14 protein-coding genes are annotated in these 15,496 nt (G+C 64.5%); 9 read left to right on the top strand and 5 right to left on the bottom strand.

Going from position 1 to position 15,496, the window contains the following annotated elements; all coding sequences use genetic code 11:
• Window positions 1-5 precede the first annotated feature (5 nt).
• Window positions 6-815 carry a septum site-determining protein MinC gene (minC, locus tag NKI99_RS13670; protein ID WP_352611127.1) on the bottom strand — a complete coding sequence of 270 codons (810 nt, stop codon included), beginning with the start codon at window positions 813-815 and terminating at the stop codon, window positions 6-8.
• Between the two features lie 230 nt (window positions 816-1,045).
• On the bottom strand, window positions 1,046-1,939 hold the full coding sequence (locus tag NKI99_RS13665; RefSeq protein WP_352611126.1) for a LysR family transcriptional regulator: 894 nt from the start codon (window positions 1,937-1,939) through the stop codon (window positions 1,046-1,048).
• A gap of 142 nt (window positions 1,940-2,081) precedes the next feature.
• Here NKI99_RS13665 and NKI99_RS13660 point away from each other — a divergent pair, with 142 nt between their 5' ends.
• From NKI99_RS13660 to NKI99_RS13635, 6 genes are read left to right on the top strand one after another with little or no spacing between them, the layout of a single operon-like run.
• Window positions 2,082-3,281 (top strand): MFS transporter, encoded by a 1,200-nt coding sequence (locus tag NKI99_RS13660; protein WP_352630327.1) that lies wholly within the window; start codon window positions 2,082-2,084, stop codon window positions 3,279-3,281.
• Window positions 3,278-3,748 (top strand): cyclophilin-like fold protein, encoded by a 471-nt coding sequence (locus NKI99_RS13655; protein ID WP_352611122.1) that lies wholly within the window; start codon window positions 3,278-3,280, stop codon window positions 3,746-3,748. Before NKI99_RS13660 ends, NKI99_RS13655 begins: the two co-directional genes overlap by 4 nt.
• A gap of 19 nt (window positions 3,749-3,767) precedes the next feature.
• Window positions 3,768-4,163: a (R)-mandelonitrile lyase gene (locus NKI99_RS13650; protein ID WP_127296953.1), complete on the top strand. Its 396-nt coding sequence runs from the start codon at window positions 3,768-3,770 to the stop codon at window positions 4,161-4,163.
• A 25-nt stretch (window positions 4,164-4,188) separates the two neighbouring features.
• On the top strand, window positions 4,189-5,205 hold the full coding sequence (locus NKI99_RS13645) for a zinc-dependent alcohol dehydrogenase family protein (protein ID WP_127296952.1): 1,017 nt from the start codon (window positions 4,189-4,191) through the stop codon (window positions 5,203-5,205).
• Window positions 5,206-5,265: 60 nt separating this feature from the next.
• A complete protein-coding gene (locus tag NKI99_RS13640) occupies window positions 5,266-5,700 on the top strand; it encodes a lipocalin-like domain-containing protein (protein ID WP_206535327.1) in 435 nt (144 codons plus the stop codon).
• A gap of 29 nt (window positions 5,701-5,729) precedes the next feature.
• Window positions 5,730-6,920, top strand: a complete 1,191-nt coding sequence (locus NKI99_RS13635) for an arabinose transporter (protein WP_352611120.1) — start codon at window positions 5,730-5,732, stop codon at window positions 6,918-6,920.
• Window positions 6,921-7,526: 606 nt separating this feature from the next.
• Here NKI99_RS13635 and NKI99_RS13630 read toward each other — a convergent pair.
• Window positions 7,527-7,874, bottom strand: coding sequence for a DUF2934 domain-containing protein (locus NKI99_RS13630; protein WP_352611119.1), 348 nt, complete (start codon window positions 7,872-7,874; stop codon window positions 7,527-7,529).
• Window positions 7,875-7,969: 95 nt separating this feature from the next.
• Window positions 7,970-8,578 carry a BA14K family protein gene (locus NKI99_RS13625; protein ID WP_352611118.1) on the bottom strand — a complete coding sequence of 203 codons (609 nt, stop codon included), beginning with the start codon at window positions 8,576-8,578 and terminating at the stop codon, window positions 7,970-7,972.
• A gap of 377 nt (window positions 8,579-8,955) precedes the next feature.
• On the opposite strand from NKI99_RS13625, the gene NKI99_RS13620 reads away from it, so the two are divergent.
• The 3 genes from NKI99_RS13620 to NKI99_RS13610 are packed head-to-tail and all read left to right on the top strand — an operon-like array spanning window position 8,956 to window position 14,221.
• Window positions 8,956-13,098, top strand: coding sequence for a Pls/PosA family non-ribosomal peptide synthetase (locus tag NKI99_RS13620; protein WP_352611117.1), 4,143 nt, complete (start codon window positions 8,956-8,958; stop codon window positions 13,096-13,098).
• Complete coding sequence (locus NKI99_RS13615) at window positions 13,095-13,580, top strand: GNAT family N-acetyltransferase (protein WP_352611115.1); 486 nt, start codon at window positions 13,095-13,097, stop codon at window positions 13,578-13,580. Before NKI99_RS13620 ends, NKI99_RS13615 begins: the two co-directional genes overlap by 4 nt.
• The gene (locus tag NKI99_RS13610) at window positions 13,580-14,221 is read left to right on the top strand and encodes a 4'-phosphopantetheinyl transferase family protein (RefSeq protein WP_352611224.1); all 642 of its coding nucleotides are present in this window, start codon (window positions 13,580-13,582) and stop codon (window positions 14,219-14,221) included. The genes NKI99_RS13615 and NKI99_RS13610 overlap by 1 nt, the downstream gene beginning before the upstream one ends.
• A gap of 9 nt (window positions 14,222-14,230) precedes the next feature.
• Here the strand turns inward: NKI99_RS13610 and NKI99_RS13605 are convergent, their stop codons facing one another.
• Window positions 14,231-15,325 carry a KamA family radical SAM protein gene (locus NKI99_RS13605; RefSeq protein ID WP_352611113.1) on the bottom strand — a complete coding sequence of 365 codons (1,095 nt, stop codon included), beginning with the start codon at window positions 15,323-15,325 and terminating at the stop codon, window positions 14,231-14,233.
• Between the last annotated feature and the right edge of the window lie 171 nt (window positions 15,326-15,496).

The following is a 15,496-nucleotide window of genomic DNA, read 5'->3' as shown; positions in this document are numbered from 1 at the left end:
GAATGTCAGCTCAGCGTCGAAACCCGCAGCGCGTCCCCGTCGAGAAACGCCTGCACCGGCTTGCCGCGCGAAACCCCTTCCATCTCCTCGGCGGTGACGTACCAGCCGTCGACCGCCAGAAGCTCGGCCTCGTTCTTGCGGCAGAAGATACGCGCGCCCCTGTTGCCCAGCGCACCCGCCGAAGCGCGCCCGCGCAGCGTGCCGTAGACATGGATCGAGCCCGCCGCGATGATCTCCGAACCGGACGCGACCGAACCCAGCACGATGACGTCGCCATGCGGATGCACGATCGCCTGGCCGGAGCGGATCGGCGCCTTGATCATGAGCGTGCCCGAAGCTTCAACCTGCGGCTCGCTATCGCCGGCCTTGCTTGCGTCAGCCTTGCCGTCGCCGACCTTGGCCGAGCTACCCGCGTCCGCGAGTTGTTCAGGCGCCCTGCCCTCGGCCTTGTCGAAACTCTCCGCCCGCGCCTCGCGGGGCAGCAACCCATCCGTCGTCGCCTCCTTGGCACCGACCAAAACCGGCGGCAGGTTGGGCGCGAGTGCGGCGTAGCCGTCGAGCTCGATGGCGTAGACACGAATGCCGCGATGGCCAAGCACGTCGACCAGCGATTCGATCGCGGCGACATCGGGCTTCAAGGTGTTGAGATCAAGCACCACCGGCCGCCCGGCAAAATAGCCGGGCGAGTTGCCGATCCAGTGATCCAGCCCCTCGAGCCACACGTCCAAAGGCGCTTCGGGCGTCAGCGTGAAAGCGACGAAAGAACGAGCACGAAAGCGAATGGATTTGGCCTCGAGGGGGGCGGCAAAGGTCACGGCTGGCGAATCCTTACTGAGAGGTAAACGCTAGCGAGGGAATGGTTAACGAATGGTTAATTCGAGGGGGTGGAGGGCCAATTTGCGAGAAGTTGGAAGGTCAGCCAACGCCAAGGCAGTGACAGTCGATCCGTTTCCTTTCACTCAATGCGCTGCGGGTTTTTGAGGCAGCAGCGCGCCACGAAAGCTTTGCGCGCGGGACCCCATTTGCCAATGCACAGTCTTGGGGGTCAGATGCGATGACGAAGCGCGTCGACGATCATCGCCATCGCAGGCGAGAGCTGTCGCCTGCTCGGGTAGTACAGGTGATAGCCAGCAAATGGCGGACTCCAATCGTCAAGCACGAGCCTAAGGCATCCCGTGGCGATATGGTGGCTGACGAGGTTTTCCGGGACATAGGCGATCCCGAAACCGCTTATCGCAGCCTCGATCATGGGGATGGACGAATTGAAGGTGAGCTGGCCTTCCACCCGCACACGAAGGTCGCGGCCTTGCTTGGCGAATTCCCAGGCATATAATCCGCCGAACGTCGCCTGCCGCATATTGATGCAGTCATGATCGACCAGGTCCTGGGGCGCGGTCGGAACCGGATGGCGGGAAAAGTACTCCGGCGAAGCCACGGCCACGAGCCTCCAATCCGGCCCGATCCTAACCGCGATCATATCCCTGTCGATGCTCTCACCTAGCCGCACGCCCGCGTCGAAGCGCTCCTCCACAATGTTCTTCATGCCGTTGTCGCTGTAGAGTTCGACGCACACGTCAGGATAGTCGCTGAGCAAGGGCTGCAGCTTCGGCCAGACGGTCGTCTGGAGCGCATGGTCGGACAGCGTGATACGGACCGTTCCGGAGGGCTTGTCGCGAAAGGCCACCAGACTTGCAAGGTCGGCTTCGATTTCCTCGAAGCGGGGAACAAGAGACTGGAAAAGTCGCTCGCCGGCCTCGGTTGGTGCGACGCTCCGCGTCGTACGTGTCAGCAGACGGACGCCAAGACGAGCTTCAAGCTCCTTGATTGTCGAACTCAGGGTCGACTGCGAGGTTCCGAGCTTGGCCGCCGCCTTGGTGAAGCTGCGCTCCCGCGCGACCGCCACGAACCATAGCAGATCCTTCATGCCATCGCGCTGCATAGGGCACCTCCCGTCGGGCATTTATATCACGAGCAGATAAGTCCATGCGGATTACTTAGCCTAATAAAATGGGTTCCTCTGCAATATCTTCTTGGCATCGCGACAGGGATTGGCGGCTGATCCACCCGGTCGCCTTGCAAGGATGCCAATTGTGGAAACGACGTACGACACAAGGCTTGTTGAAGACCGCGCCGCATGGGGCGCGGTGTTGTCGATGGCGCTGTGTGTTTTCGTGCTCATCGCGTCTGAATTCATGCCGGTCAGCCTGCTGTCGCCGCTAGCGTCCGATCTCGGCATCACCGAGGGCCACGCGGGACAGGCGATCTCGATTTCGGGCGTTTTCGCTGTCGTGACCAGCCTGCTGGTCGCCGGTCTCACGCGCCGCATCGACCGCCGACTGGTCGTGACTGGCTTCACCCTCCTCCTCATCGTGTCCGGTTTGGCTGTGACCTTCGCGCCGAACTACGCGTTCCTCATGGTCGGCCGGGCACTGCTCGGCATCGCGATCGGCGGGTTCTGGTCGATGTCGACCGCGATCGTCATGCGCCTCGTGCCGCAAGACATGGTTCCGAAGGGTCTCGCCATGCTAAACGCGGGCAACGCCATTGCGGCCACCATCGCGGCGCCGCTGGGCAGCTTTCTTGGCGCCTATGTCGGCTGGCGCGGCGCTTTCTTCCTCGTCGTGCCGTTTGGGCTCCTGGCGCTGGCCTGGCAGTGGACCAGCCTGCCGGCGCTGCCCCCGCGCCGGAGGAAGCGTCCTGGCAATCCGCTGGCGCTGCTCGGTCGTCTTTCAGTCGCCATCGGCATGGCGTCGATCATGATGCTGTTCATGGGCCAGTTCGCGCTCTTCACCTATCTTCGGCCCTTCCTCGAGAGCGTCACCCGGCTCGACATCGCTGCCCTCTCGGCGGTCCTGCTGGCGATGGGGTTGGCGGGGGTGCTCGGCACATGGTGCGTCGGCCGGCTTTTGCGCACGCGCCTGTTCAGCATCCTCATCGCTATCCCGCTGGTCATGGCCGCGCTGGCCGCTGCACTCATCGCTTTCGGTGCACTCCCGGGTCCCACAACACTGCTGCTGGTTGCCTGGGGCTTCTTCGGCACGGCCGCGCCCGTTGGCTGGGGCACGTGGCTCAGCCGAACGCTGCCGGACGACGCAGAGGCCGGCGGCGGGTTGCAGGTAGCCGTCATCCAGCTCGCCATCACCGGCGGCGCCGCAATCGGCGGCACGCTCTTCGATACAGTCGGCTGGTGGGGAGCGTTCACTCTAGGCGCAGTGCTGCTCTGCGGATCGGCGCTCGCCGCCCTTGCCGCATCGCATATGACCCGGAAGTCTTTGCCATGACCATCGAGCGTGCGCCGCTTAGCCGCCGGACATTGCTCGGCGCCGCGCTCGCGGTGGCGGCCCTGCATCGCGCAGCCGCCAGCCAGGAAGGCCAATCTCCCGTCAGCCAGGAGCCCACCGACATGAAGATCAGGATGGCCTTCAACGGCCGCCTCATGACCGCCACCCTCTACGACAATCCCTCAGCGCGCGACTTCTTTTCCATGCTGCCGCTCGATCTCAAGATCGAGGACTACGCGCATAACGAGAAGATCGCCTATCTGCCGCGCAAGCTGACTGAGGAGGGAAGTGGCCCGTTCGCCAACGAGCAGCCCTACGACCTGTGCTATTTCATGCCCTGGGGCAATCTGGCCATGTTCCACGCCGACTATCGCCATCCCGGGCTGATCAGGATCGGCCGCTTCGATGAGGGCGAGCAGGCCCTGCACATTCGCGGCGAGTTCCCGCTTCGCATCGAACGCATTTGAGGACGCAAAGGAGATCACCATGGACATTCTTCGCGCTGGCACGAGGCCTTCCGGCAAGGGACCACCTGACTGGTTCACCGGAACGGTGCGGATCGATCCACTCTTCAATCCCTTCGATGCCGGGCGAGTCCAAGGCGCACAGGTGACCTTCGAGCCTGGCGCCCGCACCGCCTGGCACACGCATCCGCTCGGCCAGACGCTGATCGTCGTCTCCGGCCTTGGCCGCGTGCAGCGCGAGGGCGGTCCGGTCGAGGAAATCCGTGCCGGCGACGTCGTCTGGTTCGCGCCCGGCGAGAAGCACTGGCACGGCGCGTCGCCTCTGACCGCCATGACCCACATTGCCCTCCAGGAGGTCAAGGACGGCAAGGTCGTGGACTGGCTGGAACATGTCAGCGACGCCGACTACGGCGCTTGATTCTCTCCACTCGAAAGGAACCAAAATGATCGCAACCATTCTTCACAAACCGGGCGACATCCGCTGCGAGGAAATCGCCGATCCGAAAATCATGCGGCCGACGGACGCAATCATCAAGCTCTCGGCAAGCTGCATCTGCGGCTCGGACCTGTGGCCCTATCGCGGGCTGCAGCCGGTCGACGGCCCGATGCACATGGGCCACGAATATTGTGGTATCGTCGTCGAGGTCGGCGCAGAGGTGCGCACGGTCCGTCCCGGCCAGTTCGTCGTCGGGTCGTTCTGCCTTTCCGACAATACCTGCCCGCATTGCCGCTTCGGCTTCCAGTCGTCTTGTGTGCAGCGCGAATTCATGTCGGGCGCGCAGGCGCCTTACGCTCGCGTGCCGTTGGCGGATGGCACACTGGTCGCCACCGCCGAGGTGCCGCCGGCCGAACTCATCCCTGACTTGCTGGCTGTGTCCGATGTGCTCGGCACCGGCTGGTATGCGGCCGACGCGGCCGAGGTCCGAGAAGGATCGACGGTGGTGGTGGTCGGCGACGGTGCGGTCGGCCTGATGGGCGTGCTTGCGGCCAAGGAGATGGGCGCCGAGCGCATCATCGCCATGAGCCGGCACGCCAGCCGCCAAAAGCTCGCCCGCGAGTTTGGCGCCACCGACATTGTGGCCGAGCGTGGCGAGGAAGGCGTCACGCGCATCAAGGAACTCACCAAGGGCGTCGGCGCGGACTCCGTGCTGGAATGCGTCGGCACGGGAGAATCCTTCGACCAGGCGCTGGCCTGCTCTCGTCCCGGCGGCACCATCGGCTATGTCGGCGTGCCGCATGGCGTGAGCTTCGACGGCCAAAAACTATTCTTCGGCCAAAAGCGCATGATGGGCGGCCCAGCGCCAGTGCGCCGCTTCCTGCCCGACCTGATGGACCGTGTACTGCGAGGCAGGATCAAGCCCGGCAAGGTCTTCGACCTCAAGCTGCCGTTGGCAGAGGTCGCTGAAGGCTACCGCGCCATGGACGAGCGGCGTGCCATCAAGGTCATGCTTTCCGTGTGAGCGAAGATTGGGCGGACGGCCTGTCCGCCCCCCGCCAAATCAGAAAAGGAACAACGACATATGACTATGAGATCGAAGATCGCCGCCCTTGCGCTTGCGCTTTCCGTCGCCACGCCGGCGTTCTCGCAAGAGTCCCCGATCATTGGCGCATGGCGCATGAGGTCGCTCGAGGCCGGTGCCGAGGGAAACCTCAAGCCAGTGCCGTATTCCGGCCAGGTCATCTTCACCGAGGCCGGCTCCCTCTCGGTGCAGGCCCAGAACCCCGACGCCAAGGCGCCGGACACGCCTTACACAGCGAATGGCTACGAAGCCTATTACGGGCCCGTCGCCATCAACGACCAGGACAAGACCTTCGTCATCACGATCGAGTCCTCCCTAGTCCGCAACCTTGTCGGGAAGAGCATGAAACGCAAATTCGAAGTCTCGGACAACAAACTGGTCCTCACGCCGGACAATCCGGCCGAAGGCTGGCGTGTGACCTACGAACGCTACTGATCTGAACTGTTGGGTTCAAGGTGTTGCCGATGGCCAAAGTGGCGGGGACTTCAGACCGAAATGGAGCGATGGCGGAACTGGTGCCAATCATGGCGGCTGTCTTCGCCGGCTTCCTTCTGATCGGCTTGGCGCTACCCGTCCTGCCGCTGCATCTTCATCAGCAACTCGGCTTCGGCCCCTTCGCGGTCGGACTGGTGACGGGCAGCCAGTTCGTCGCCTCGATGTTGTCGCGCATTGGGGCCGGAAACTATGCCGATGGGCGCGGCGGCAAGCGGGCCGTCGTCGTCGGCCTCATTGCCGCTGCCCTGGCGGGATTATTTTACCTCGGCTCACTGGCATTGCTCGACCGGCCGGTAGCGTCCGCATCGGCGCTCTTCGCCGGCCGGGCGGTATTGGGCGCGTCGGAGAGCTTCATCATCACCGGCGGCGTCGCCTGGGGCCTCTCCCTTGCGGGCGGACAGAACTCCGGAAAAGTCATAGCCTGGGTGGGCACGGCGATGTTTGCGGCGCTCGCGCTTGGAGCGCCGGTCGGATCTGCGCTTTATGCGGCGAGCGGTTTCACCGCGATCGCACTCGCGACCATCGTCCTGCCGCTTGCGACGCTGCTTGCCATCCTGCCGATGCGTGGCACCAGCACCGCCGCGAGCAGCGTGCCGCAGTCATGGACGAGCGTGGCTCAAGCGGTCTGGCTTCCCGGAGTGGGAGCAGCTTTCAGCAGCCTCGGCTATGGCGCAATCCTGGCCTTTGCCGCGTTGCTCTTTGCCGAACGGGGATGGCAGCCGATCTGGCTTCCCTTCACGGCCTATGCCGCGGCGCTGATCGTGGCAAGGCTATGCTTCGGCCACCTGCCCGACAGGCTTGGGGGCGCACGCGTCGCTGTGATCTTCGTCGCCGTCGAGGCCGCAGGGCTGATGCTGATCTGGCTTGCGACCGGGCCTGTTGTCGCCGCAATTGGGGCGGGTCTCACTGGCCTTGGCTACTCGCTGGTCTATCCCGGTCTCGGTGCCGAGGCAGTAAGCCATCTTCCGTCGCGCAGCCGCGGCCTGGCCATGGGACTCTACACCGTCTTCCTCGACGTGGCGCTCGGCTTCGGCAGTCCAGCGCTCGGCTTGGTCGCCGCGTCGGCCGGGCTGCAATTCGTCTTCTTCGCCGTCGCGATGGCGACGCTTCCGGCGTTGGGCATCGCTCTGCTGCTGGGTCGCCGTAACGCCCTACGCTAGTGCCGGGTATTCTATGCTCGCGATGTTGCGCAACTACGATCACCTCGCGCTGGCAACGTTGAAAATTGGCGCAGCGCCAGCCAACACGCAAAAAACCCGCCTGTGCGGCGGGTCACTGGCGCAAATCAGCACCATAGATAGAAATGTAGCATAACTGCCCTCACGGGTCAAGAATAAATTCCTATCGCCACTGACGCAAGCTGCCCGCCGGACGCATGCATTCCCAGGCCAGCGGCGCAATCGCAGTCAAGGCCGACATTCGAACGAAAGTAGATCCAGCTTGACGGAACATTAGTCATAGCTAATTGTTTATGTGTGCGGCAGGTGGTGCCCTCCACCGCCTGCCGAAGATCGGCCGTCCGATCGGCCCGCGTCCTCCGCCAGAGGCGCGGGCTTTCGCTTTCGCGGTCCAGCGCAAGTGATGACCGACCAGCCCGTCGCAACCTGAGCGTTTCGAGAAGCCGCGTTGGCGGGCCGTGCTCACGACCAGTCCAAGGCTCTGGCCATGGCGAAAAAGATTGGCGACAGAGCCGAAGATGATGAGGCGTCGCCGTTTTCGCCCTTCTTGAGTGAATGGAGCCGGTATTTCCGTCCTTCAGCTTTCGATCATTTGGCCAGTCCCTCATCGGGGTTTCGCCGCCTTTTGGCCTTGAGGCTGCGGGCGGCTTGCTCCACCGCGGCGCGGTCGTTGCCCAAGCGGTCGAGCAGTTCCTGTGCCTCGTCGCCCGATATGCCGGTGCGCACCGCCAGCGCCTCGACCTCCAGCACGTCGGTGCTGGCGACCTCGCCAGTCTCAGGCAGCGCATCGTCCGCCGTCAGCGGCAGGGCCGCCTCGCGGTCGATCTCCGCCTCGGCCTGGTGCCAGTGCCGTTCGGGGTCGCCCTGCATGCGGCCTTCCCGTTCCCAGATCTGGTAGGCGCGCTCACGAATTCTGTCGTCCCGGTCGTCGCTCATGGTCAGTCCTCCTTAGGTCAGGGTTGAACGTCGCGCCAATGCGAACGCTCCGGAAAATCCGCGCGATCGGATCGCCTGCCTGCGGCGCGCGGGCTCTATTGGCATTGCCGTCTCGGCCCGCCGGAGTATGGCTGATAGGAGTTGTCTTCCGGGCGATAGGAGCGGTAGCGGCTGAAGCAGTAATCGACATGGTCGGCCGAAAGTGCTTCGCCGCCATCGTCGGCAGCGTAGACCCCCAGGCCGGCGCCGTTTTCGTCGCCATCGGCGGCAGTGGGCTGGACGAGCTGGCCGGCGGCTTCGAGATAGGGCGAGATGCAGGGGCGCAGCTGCCCGCTGTAGGAGAGATAGTTGTTGTCGTCCGGGTGGTAGGAGCGATAGCGGCTGGCGCACCAGGCGAGATGCGGAGGCGGCAATCCGGTCGTCTTGGGCGCGATGGCGCCGGTGACGGTGGGGTCGGGCGGTGTTTCCTGCGGTTTGGCGGGGATGTCGGGCGGCGCGGACTGTTTGGCCGGCAGGCGTTCGAGGCCCTGCCCGGCTTTGTTCACCGGCCGCGCCTTCTTGGTCCACAGCTCCGCCACGCTGACAGTAGCCGTTGCCTGGCGTGGCGGCTTCGCGGCAAGCAGCCAGGCGGCGAAGCCCAGTCCGCTGCCGAAGACCGCAAGGGTCAGCACGAAGCCGCAGACCAGTCCCAAAACCGCTTTCACGACACGCTCCTTAAGTCCCTGCTCATAGAATGCGGGGCCTCAAGGCTGGTTCCAGAAAAAGGCCGGCGCCGAAGCTACCAATCTCCCCACAAGTGGGGGTTGAGAAGTGCTCCGCGTAGCGGACGGAAAGCCAATTGCTTGGCTTTCCGAACGACGAACGGCCGGCAGGCCAGAGGGGGGCGCCGTAGGGCGCGACGGGCGGAGGCTTCCCTCCCCCGCAAGCCCCGACAAAGAGGGCCAAAACCCCCGCCCAGACACAGTTCAGAAACAATATTCAACAGTTCGGAAAAACTGGCGAAAAGATCGGATGGCATAAGCATCCCACAACAACTGGAAAAATGGCCGTGCCGGGCGATGCCCGGCCTGGACGGGAAAGTATGGAAATGGATCACGGTGTCGACATCGCCGAACTGGACGCGGAACGATCGGGGCTGGAAAGCGGCCCGGCAGATGTCGATGCGCTGGTAAAAACGGCCCCCGCAACGGCCAGGCGCGGGCAAATCCTGACAGGCGCCGACTTTGCCCGGCACGGCCTCCCCGGCGAGCGGCTCGACACCGTCTTCGAACAGCTCGCCGAAATGTTTGCAGCGCTGCCGGCGGTGATCTCCGACGGGCGTGTCTGGACCTATCGTGAACTGGACAGCCGGGCCAACCAGTTCGCCCGCCTGCTGGTCAAGCGCGGCGTGCGACCGGGCCACCGCGTCGGGCTTATCCTCGACCGCTCGGCGGAAACCTATGTCGCGCTGCTCGCCGTGATGAAGGCGGGTGCGGCCTTCGTGCCGCTGGCCACCGCTTTTCCCGAGGAGCGGATGGCGCTCATCATCGAAGACGCCGGCGTCAGCCTGATCGTCACCATCGCCGCCTATGCGTCGCGCGCCGGTCAGCTGCCGGTCCCGCATCTGCTGATCGACAGCGCCGCCGCCGAAATCTCCAAAGAGTCCGGCGCGCCGCTGAAGCCGAATGCGAAGGCCGCTTCATCAGACGACACCTGCTACATCCTCTACACCTCGGGCACCACAGGCAAGCCCAAGGGCGTCGTCATCAAGCACCAGAGTTTCGTCAACTTCATCCGCGTCGCCGCGGCCTCCTACGGCTACCGGCCGGGCGATCGCGTCTACCAGGGCATGACCATCGCCTTCGACTTTTCCTCCGAGGAGATCTGGGTGCCGTTCGTCGCCGGCGCGACGGTGGTGCCGGCACCGGGCCAGATGCCGCTGGTGGGCGAGGAACTGGCCGATTTCCTGCGCCTCCATGACATCACCTGCATCGCCTGCAGCCCGACGCTGCTGTCGTCGATGACGTCGGATGTGCCCAGCCTGCGCACGCTGCTGGTCGGCGGCGAGGCCTGCCCGCACAATCTGGTGGTGCGCTGGTCGAAGCCGGGGCGGCAGATCCTCAACACCTATGGCCCGACCGAGGCGACCGTCACCGCCACCATGGGCGCGCTGACGCCGAACAGCCCCGTCACCATCGGCGCGCCGCTGCCGACCTACTCGATCGTCATTCTCGACGCTTCGCTGCCGCAGCTTGCCGAGCCGGGCGAACTGGGCGAGATCGGCATTGCCGGCATCGGGCTCGCGGTCGGCTATCTCAACAGGCCCGACCTGACCGAACAGAAATTCATCGCCGATTTCGTCGGCCTGCCGAACAACCCGTCGAAGCGCATCTACCGGACCGGCGACCTTGGCCGCATCAACGACCAGGGCGAGATCGAATATAACGGCCGCATCGACACCCAGGTGAAGATCCGCGGCTACCGCATCGAGCTCGGCGAGATCGAGGCGGTGCTGCTCGACCAGCCCGAAATCGCCCAGGCCGCCGTCACCACCTGGGAGATCGAGCCCGGCCGCGTCGAACTCGTCGCCTATTTCGCAGCGAAGGCCGGCCAGAAGGCGATCTCGCGCGCCGACCTCGCCAGGACGATGAAGCGGCGGCTGCCCGACTACATGGTGCCCTCCTATCTGGAGGAACTGCCGGCCATCCCGATGACGGTTTCCAACAAGGTGGATTTGCGCCAGCTGCCGAAGCCGACAAGTGTGCGGCTTTCGGGCGATCGCGCCATGGTCGCGCCCGGCAATGACGACGAGCGTTTCCTGGCCGACGCGCTGGCCGCCGTATTGAAATTCGAAGACGTGTCCGTCGAGGACAATTTCTTCGACGATCTCGGCGCCAACTCGCTGCTGATGGCGCATTTCTGCGCGCGTCTGCGCACCAGGAAGGAATGGGCGACGGCGTCGATGCGCGACATCTATCTCCACCCGACCGTGGCGCGGCTCGCGCTGCATCTGGGCGTGGCGGACGAGATGACGACGGCCACCAACGAGCCCGTCCTCACCCGCCGGGCCTCGAACTTCGCCTACTGGACCTGCGGCGCCGCACAGCTGCTGTTCTACGCGCTCTACAGCTATGGCGCCCTGTGGGCGGTCAATGACGGCCTCAACTGGATGTATGACGCGCTCGACGATCCGCTGCAGCTGTACATCAGGTGCGTGGCGCTTTCGGCCGCCGTGTTCTTCGGCATGTCGGGCTTTGCCGTCATCGCCAAATGGGTGCTGGTCGGCCGCTGGAAGGCCGAGGCGTTTCCCATCTGGGGCGTGCGTTACTTCCGCTTCTGGGTGGTCAAGACGTTGATCCGCACCGCGCCCGTCGTGCTGTTCCGCGGCAGCCCGCTCTACAGCATCTATCTGCAGCTTCTCGGCACCAAGCTCGGCAAGAACGCCGTCATCGAATCGAAATCCGTGCCCGTCTGCACGGATCTCATCTCGATCGGCGCCAACACCATCCTGCGCAAGGAATCGATGATCCTCGGCTTCCGGGCGCAGTCCGGCTATATCCACACCGGGCCGCTGACCATCGGTCGCGATGCCTTCGTCGGCGTCGGCTCGACGCTCGACATCGACACCAGGATCGGCGATGGCGCCCAGCTCGGCCATTCGTCCTCGCTGCACCGCGGGCAAAGCATCCCGGACGGCGAACGCTGGCATGGCTCGCCGGCCGTGCCGACCACGGCCGACTATTGCAAGGTGCGCAATGTCGATCCGTCCAACATCCGGCGCTTTCTGTTCGAAGCGGTTCAGCTGATCGGGCTGTTTGCCATCGTCACTCCCTTGCCGCTCCTATTCCACAGCTATTGGGAAAACGTCGGCGACGACTACCAGGAGACCATCGGCGTCGTCGCGATCGGCACCACGGTCACGCTGTTCGGCTACATGGCCGCATCCTTCCTGGCGGCGACGCTGGTGCCGCGCCTGGTCAGCCTGCTGTTGAAGCCCGGCCGCACCTACACGCTGTACGGCTTCCGCTACTGGCTGCAGACTGTCGCTGAATTTTCCAGCAACTCCCGCGTGCTCGGCCTGCTGGCCGGCGACAGCTCGGCCATCGTGCACTACATGCGAGCCATCGGCTGGAACCTCAACAAGGTGGTGCAGACCGGCTCCAATTTCGGCTCCAACCAGCAGCACGAAAACCCGCTTCTGTGCGAGATCGGCACCGAGACCATGGTGTCGGACGGCCTGTTCATGATCAACATGCACAAATCCGCCGCCGCCTTCCGGCTCGAGCCGACGAGGATCGGCGAGCGCAACTATCTCGGCAACAACATCTATTATCCGCCGGACGGGCGCACCGGCGACAACGTCCTGCTCGGCACCAAGGTGATGATCCCCATCGACGGGCCGCTGCGCGAGAATGTCGGGCTTCTGGGTTCGCCGGCATTTGAAATCCCGCGCATGGTGAACCGCGACAAGGAACTCATCGCCGGCATCGACGAGGACGACCGGCGCCGGCGCATCCCGCACAAGAACCGCCACAATCTGGTGACGATCCTGCTGTTCGTGGCAACGCAATGGATCATGTTGTTCGCCACGCTAGCGATCTGGGACCGGGCGCTGAACTACTATACCGAATGGGCTGAAGTCGCACTGTTCGTCGCCGTGCTCCTGACCTCGGCGATCACCATTCCGTTCTACATCTTCGTGGAACGGGCGAGCCTTGGTTTCGGCCGGCTGAAGCCGCAGATGACGACGATCTACGACGTCACGTTCTGGCGCCACGAACGCCACTGGAAGCTGGCGGATTCGCCGATCGTGCGCCTGTTCGCCGGCACGCCGTTCCGCCCGATGATCCTGCGCATGCTGGGCGTCAAGATCGGCAGCCGTGTCTATGACGGCGGCAGCAATCTGACCGAACGCTCGCTGGTGGAGATCGGCGACGACGCCACCCTCAACGAGGGCTGCGTCATCCAGGCCCATTCGCTGGAAGAAGGCGCCTTCAAGTCCGACTTCATCCGCATCGGCAAGGGCTGCACGCTCGGACCCTCCGCCTTTGTCCATTACGGCGTCGTGATGGGTGAAGGCTCGGTGGTCGATGTCGACTCCTTCGTCATGAAGGGCGAAGAGCTGGAGCCCAACTCCATATGGCGGGGCAACCCGGCCAAGCTGCACCGCTTCGTCGAGCCGATCACCGACGATGGCTCCAAGGTATCGGCCCCGGCATTGGCTTTAAGAAGGGCATCGGCTTGAAGAAGGGCATCGGCTTGAACACCGGAGATATCCGTCTCGTTGCCGTGACCGAGGCCAACCGTGCCCTGGTCACGGCCCTGGAACTGGCTCCGGAGCAGAGGGATTTCGTCGCCGGCAATGCGGAGTCGCTGGAAGAAGCCGAAACCGACAAAGACGCGCGGCCACGCGTCGTCATGGCCGGGACCCGTGTCGTCGGTTTCCTCATGTACGAGGCGCCCAAGGATGACGACGAGGCACGCATCTATCGCTTCATGATCGACCGCGCCGCTCAGGGCAAAGGCTACGGCAAGGCCGCACTGCTCGAAGTGCTGGTCGAAATACAGGGGCTCGGCCACATCAGCCACGTCTCGATCTGCTACGAACCGGAGAACGATGCGGCGCGAAATCTCTATCGCAGCGCCGGTTTCGTCGAAGAAGGGCTCGACGAGGACGGAGAAATGATCGCCGATCTCGCTTTGCCGGCCCGGACGCACGCGCCGTGATGCGGCTGCCCGAGGAAATCGCCTTGGCCGAAGCGATCGCCGCCATCGCACCATCGGGAGTCCGGATCGGATGCCGGATGATCCGCGACGGCGACGACGCCCATCTGCTGCCTGGGGAAGCGCATTCCATCCCCGCGCGTCAGCCTGGCATGCGGCGCGCCAGCGGCGCGGCCCGGTGGATCGCGCACGGATTGCTGGCGGAGCTTGGCGTTGGCGACGTCGCCATCTTGCGCTCGCCAACCGGCGCGCCGGTCTGGCCTGACGGAATAACCGGTTCGCTCGCGCACGACGACGACATGGCCGTGGCGGCGATTGCACCGATTGGCGATATCGCCTCGCTCGGCATCGACGTCGAGCCCGCGCAGCCTCTCCCGGATGACATTTTGGCGCTCGTGACAACACCCGCGGACCGCACGGACGCAGCCGACCGGCATCTTGCCGGCCGCATCCTCTTTGCCGCCAAGGAAGCCGTTTACAAGGCCGTCTATCCGCTCGATCGCGAGGTGCTGGGCTATGAGAACATCGCCATCGACCTGAACGCAGGCCGCGCAACGACGAAGACGCGCCGCAAGGCCAGCCTCGCCTATTGCGTTGCCCCGCGCGTGGTGGTGCTGGCATTTGTCGAGAAAAACGCGCGGTAGCGCGCAGCCCTATTCGCCAACGATCTCCCTATATCCCCTCACCTCGCCATCGAGCCCGCGCAGCCGCCAGTTCTCGCCGTCCCGTCCCTCGACATGGCAAGGCCCGATCGGCACCTTGCCGCCGCCCTCCGGCAGGTCGAGCACATAGACGGGGTTGCAGATGCCCGACAGCCGCGCCCGCAGCGCTTCAGTCAGCGCCTGTCCCTGTGCAATCGTCGTGCGCCGGTGCGCCATGCCGCGCGCGAGGTCGCCATGGTGCAGGTAGTAGGGTTTGACGCCGAGGCGGTACATCAGCTCGCGGCAGAGTTCTTCCAGCGCCTCGATGCTGTCGTTGACGCCCTTGAGCAGAACGCTCTGGTTCAGCAGCACGAAGCCGGCTTGCCGAAGCGTGCGGCAGGCGGCCTCGGTTGCGTCGGTGATCTCGCGCGCGTGGTTGAAATGGGTGACGACAGTGACCATCAGCCGGCCCTGCAGCGCCGCGACGAGCCCTGATGTAATGCGCGACGGCAGCACCACCGGCACGCGCGTATGGATGCGCAGCAGCCGCACATGGGGGATCGCTTCGATGCGCGCGAAGATTTCGGCCAGTGCCTTGTCGGGCAGCGACAGCGGATCGCCGCCGGTCAGGATCACCTCACGGATTTCGGGGTGATCCGCGATATAGGCCAGCGCCGGTTCCAGCGCCTCGCGCGTGTAGCCGCGGCCGATCGCGGTCAGCGATTCCTTGCGGAAGCAGAACCGGCAATAGACGGCGCATTGATAGGTCGGGAACAGCAGCACCCGGTCGGCATGGCGATGCGTCAATCGCGGCACCGGGCTGAATTCATGGTCGGCGATCGGATCGTCGAGTTCGCCTTCCACCTCCTCCAGTTCCTGCGGAGAGGGGATGACCTGCGCCCGGATCGGATCGGCCGGGTCGTTCCAGTCGATCAGGTCCAGATAGGCTTTGGGCGCACGCACCTTGTGGTTCACCGCCGCCGCTTGCGCCGCCGCGCGCTCAGCTGGCGACAACGGCAGGGACGCCAGATCGCGCACGTGGCGCACGCCGGCGCGAATTTCGGCCTGCCAGGCGGTGTCGGGGTGGAATTTGGTGTCTGTGGTCATCGGAGTTTCTCGGGCGGGTATATTTGGGCCGGACCTATCCGCTGGATGACTGATTAGGTCAACCACGCAGATTGTCAGCGCTGTGATCCTTCACACCCCCCTCTGTCCTGCCGGACATCTCCCCCGCAAGGGGGGAGATTGGATGTCGTTGAGGCGCCGATCTCCCCCTTG

The organism is Mesorhizobium sp. M0239 (genome assembly GCF_040321815.1).
Lineage (GTDB): Bacteria > Pseudomonadota > Alphaproteobacteria > Rhizobiales > Rhizobiaceae > Mesorhizobium.
The sequence above is the reverse complement of the archived record's forward strand: the minus strand, read 5'-3'. Positions and strand labels throughout refer to the sequence as shown.

Bases quoted from the DNA above. Each gene is read 5' to 3' on its own strand.
- NKI99_RS13610 (WP_352611224.1), top strand. From the start codon at position 13,580: ATGCGGCTGCCCGAGGAAATCGCCTTGGCCGAAGCGATCGCCGCCATC.
- NKI99_RS13655 (WP_352611122.1), top strand. From the start codon at position 3,278: ATGACCATCGAGCGTGCGCCGCTTAGCCGCCGGACATTGCTCGGCGCC.
- NKI99_RS13635 (WP_352611120.1), top strand. From the start codon at position 5,730: ATGGCCAAAGTGGCGGGGACTTCAGACCGAAATGGAGCGATGGCGGAA.
- NKI99_RS13605 (WP_352611113.1), bottom strand. From the start codon at position 15,325: ATGACCACAGACACCAAATTCCACCCCGACACCGCCTGGCAGGCCGAA.
- NKI99_RS13640 (WP_206535327.1), top strand. From the start codon at position 5,266: ATGACTATGAGATCGAAGATCGCCGCCCTTGCGCTTGCGCTTTCCGTC.
- NKI99_RS13660 (WP_352630327.1), top strand. From the start codon at position 2,082: ATGCCAATTGTGGAAACGACGTACGACACAAGGCTTGTTGAAGACCGC.
- NKI99_RS13650 (WP_127296953.1), top strand. From the start codon at position 3,768: ATGGACATTCTTCGCGCTGGCACGAGGCCTTCCGGCAAGGGACCACCT.
- NKI99_RS13645 (WP_127296952.1), top strand. From the start codon at position 4,189: ATGATCGCAACCATTCTTCACAAACCGGGCGACATCCGCTGCGAGGAA.
- NKI99_RS13665 (WP_352611126.1), bottom strand. From the start codon at position 1,939: ATGCAGCGCGATGGCATGAAGGATCTGCTATGGTTCGTGGCGGTCGCG.
- NKI99_RS13620 (WP_352611117.1), top strand. From the start codon at position 8,956: ATGGAAATGGATCACGGTGTCGACATCGCCGAACTGGACGCGGAACGA.
- NKI99_RS13630 (WP_352611119.1), bottom strand. From the start codon at position 7,874: ATGAGCGACGACCGGGACGACAGAATTCGTGAGCGCGCCTACCAGATC.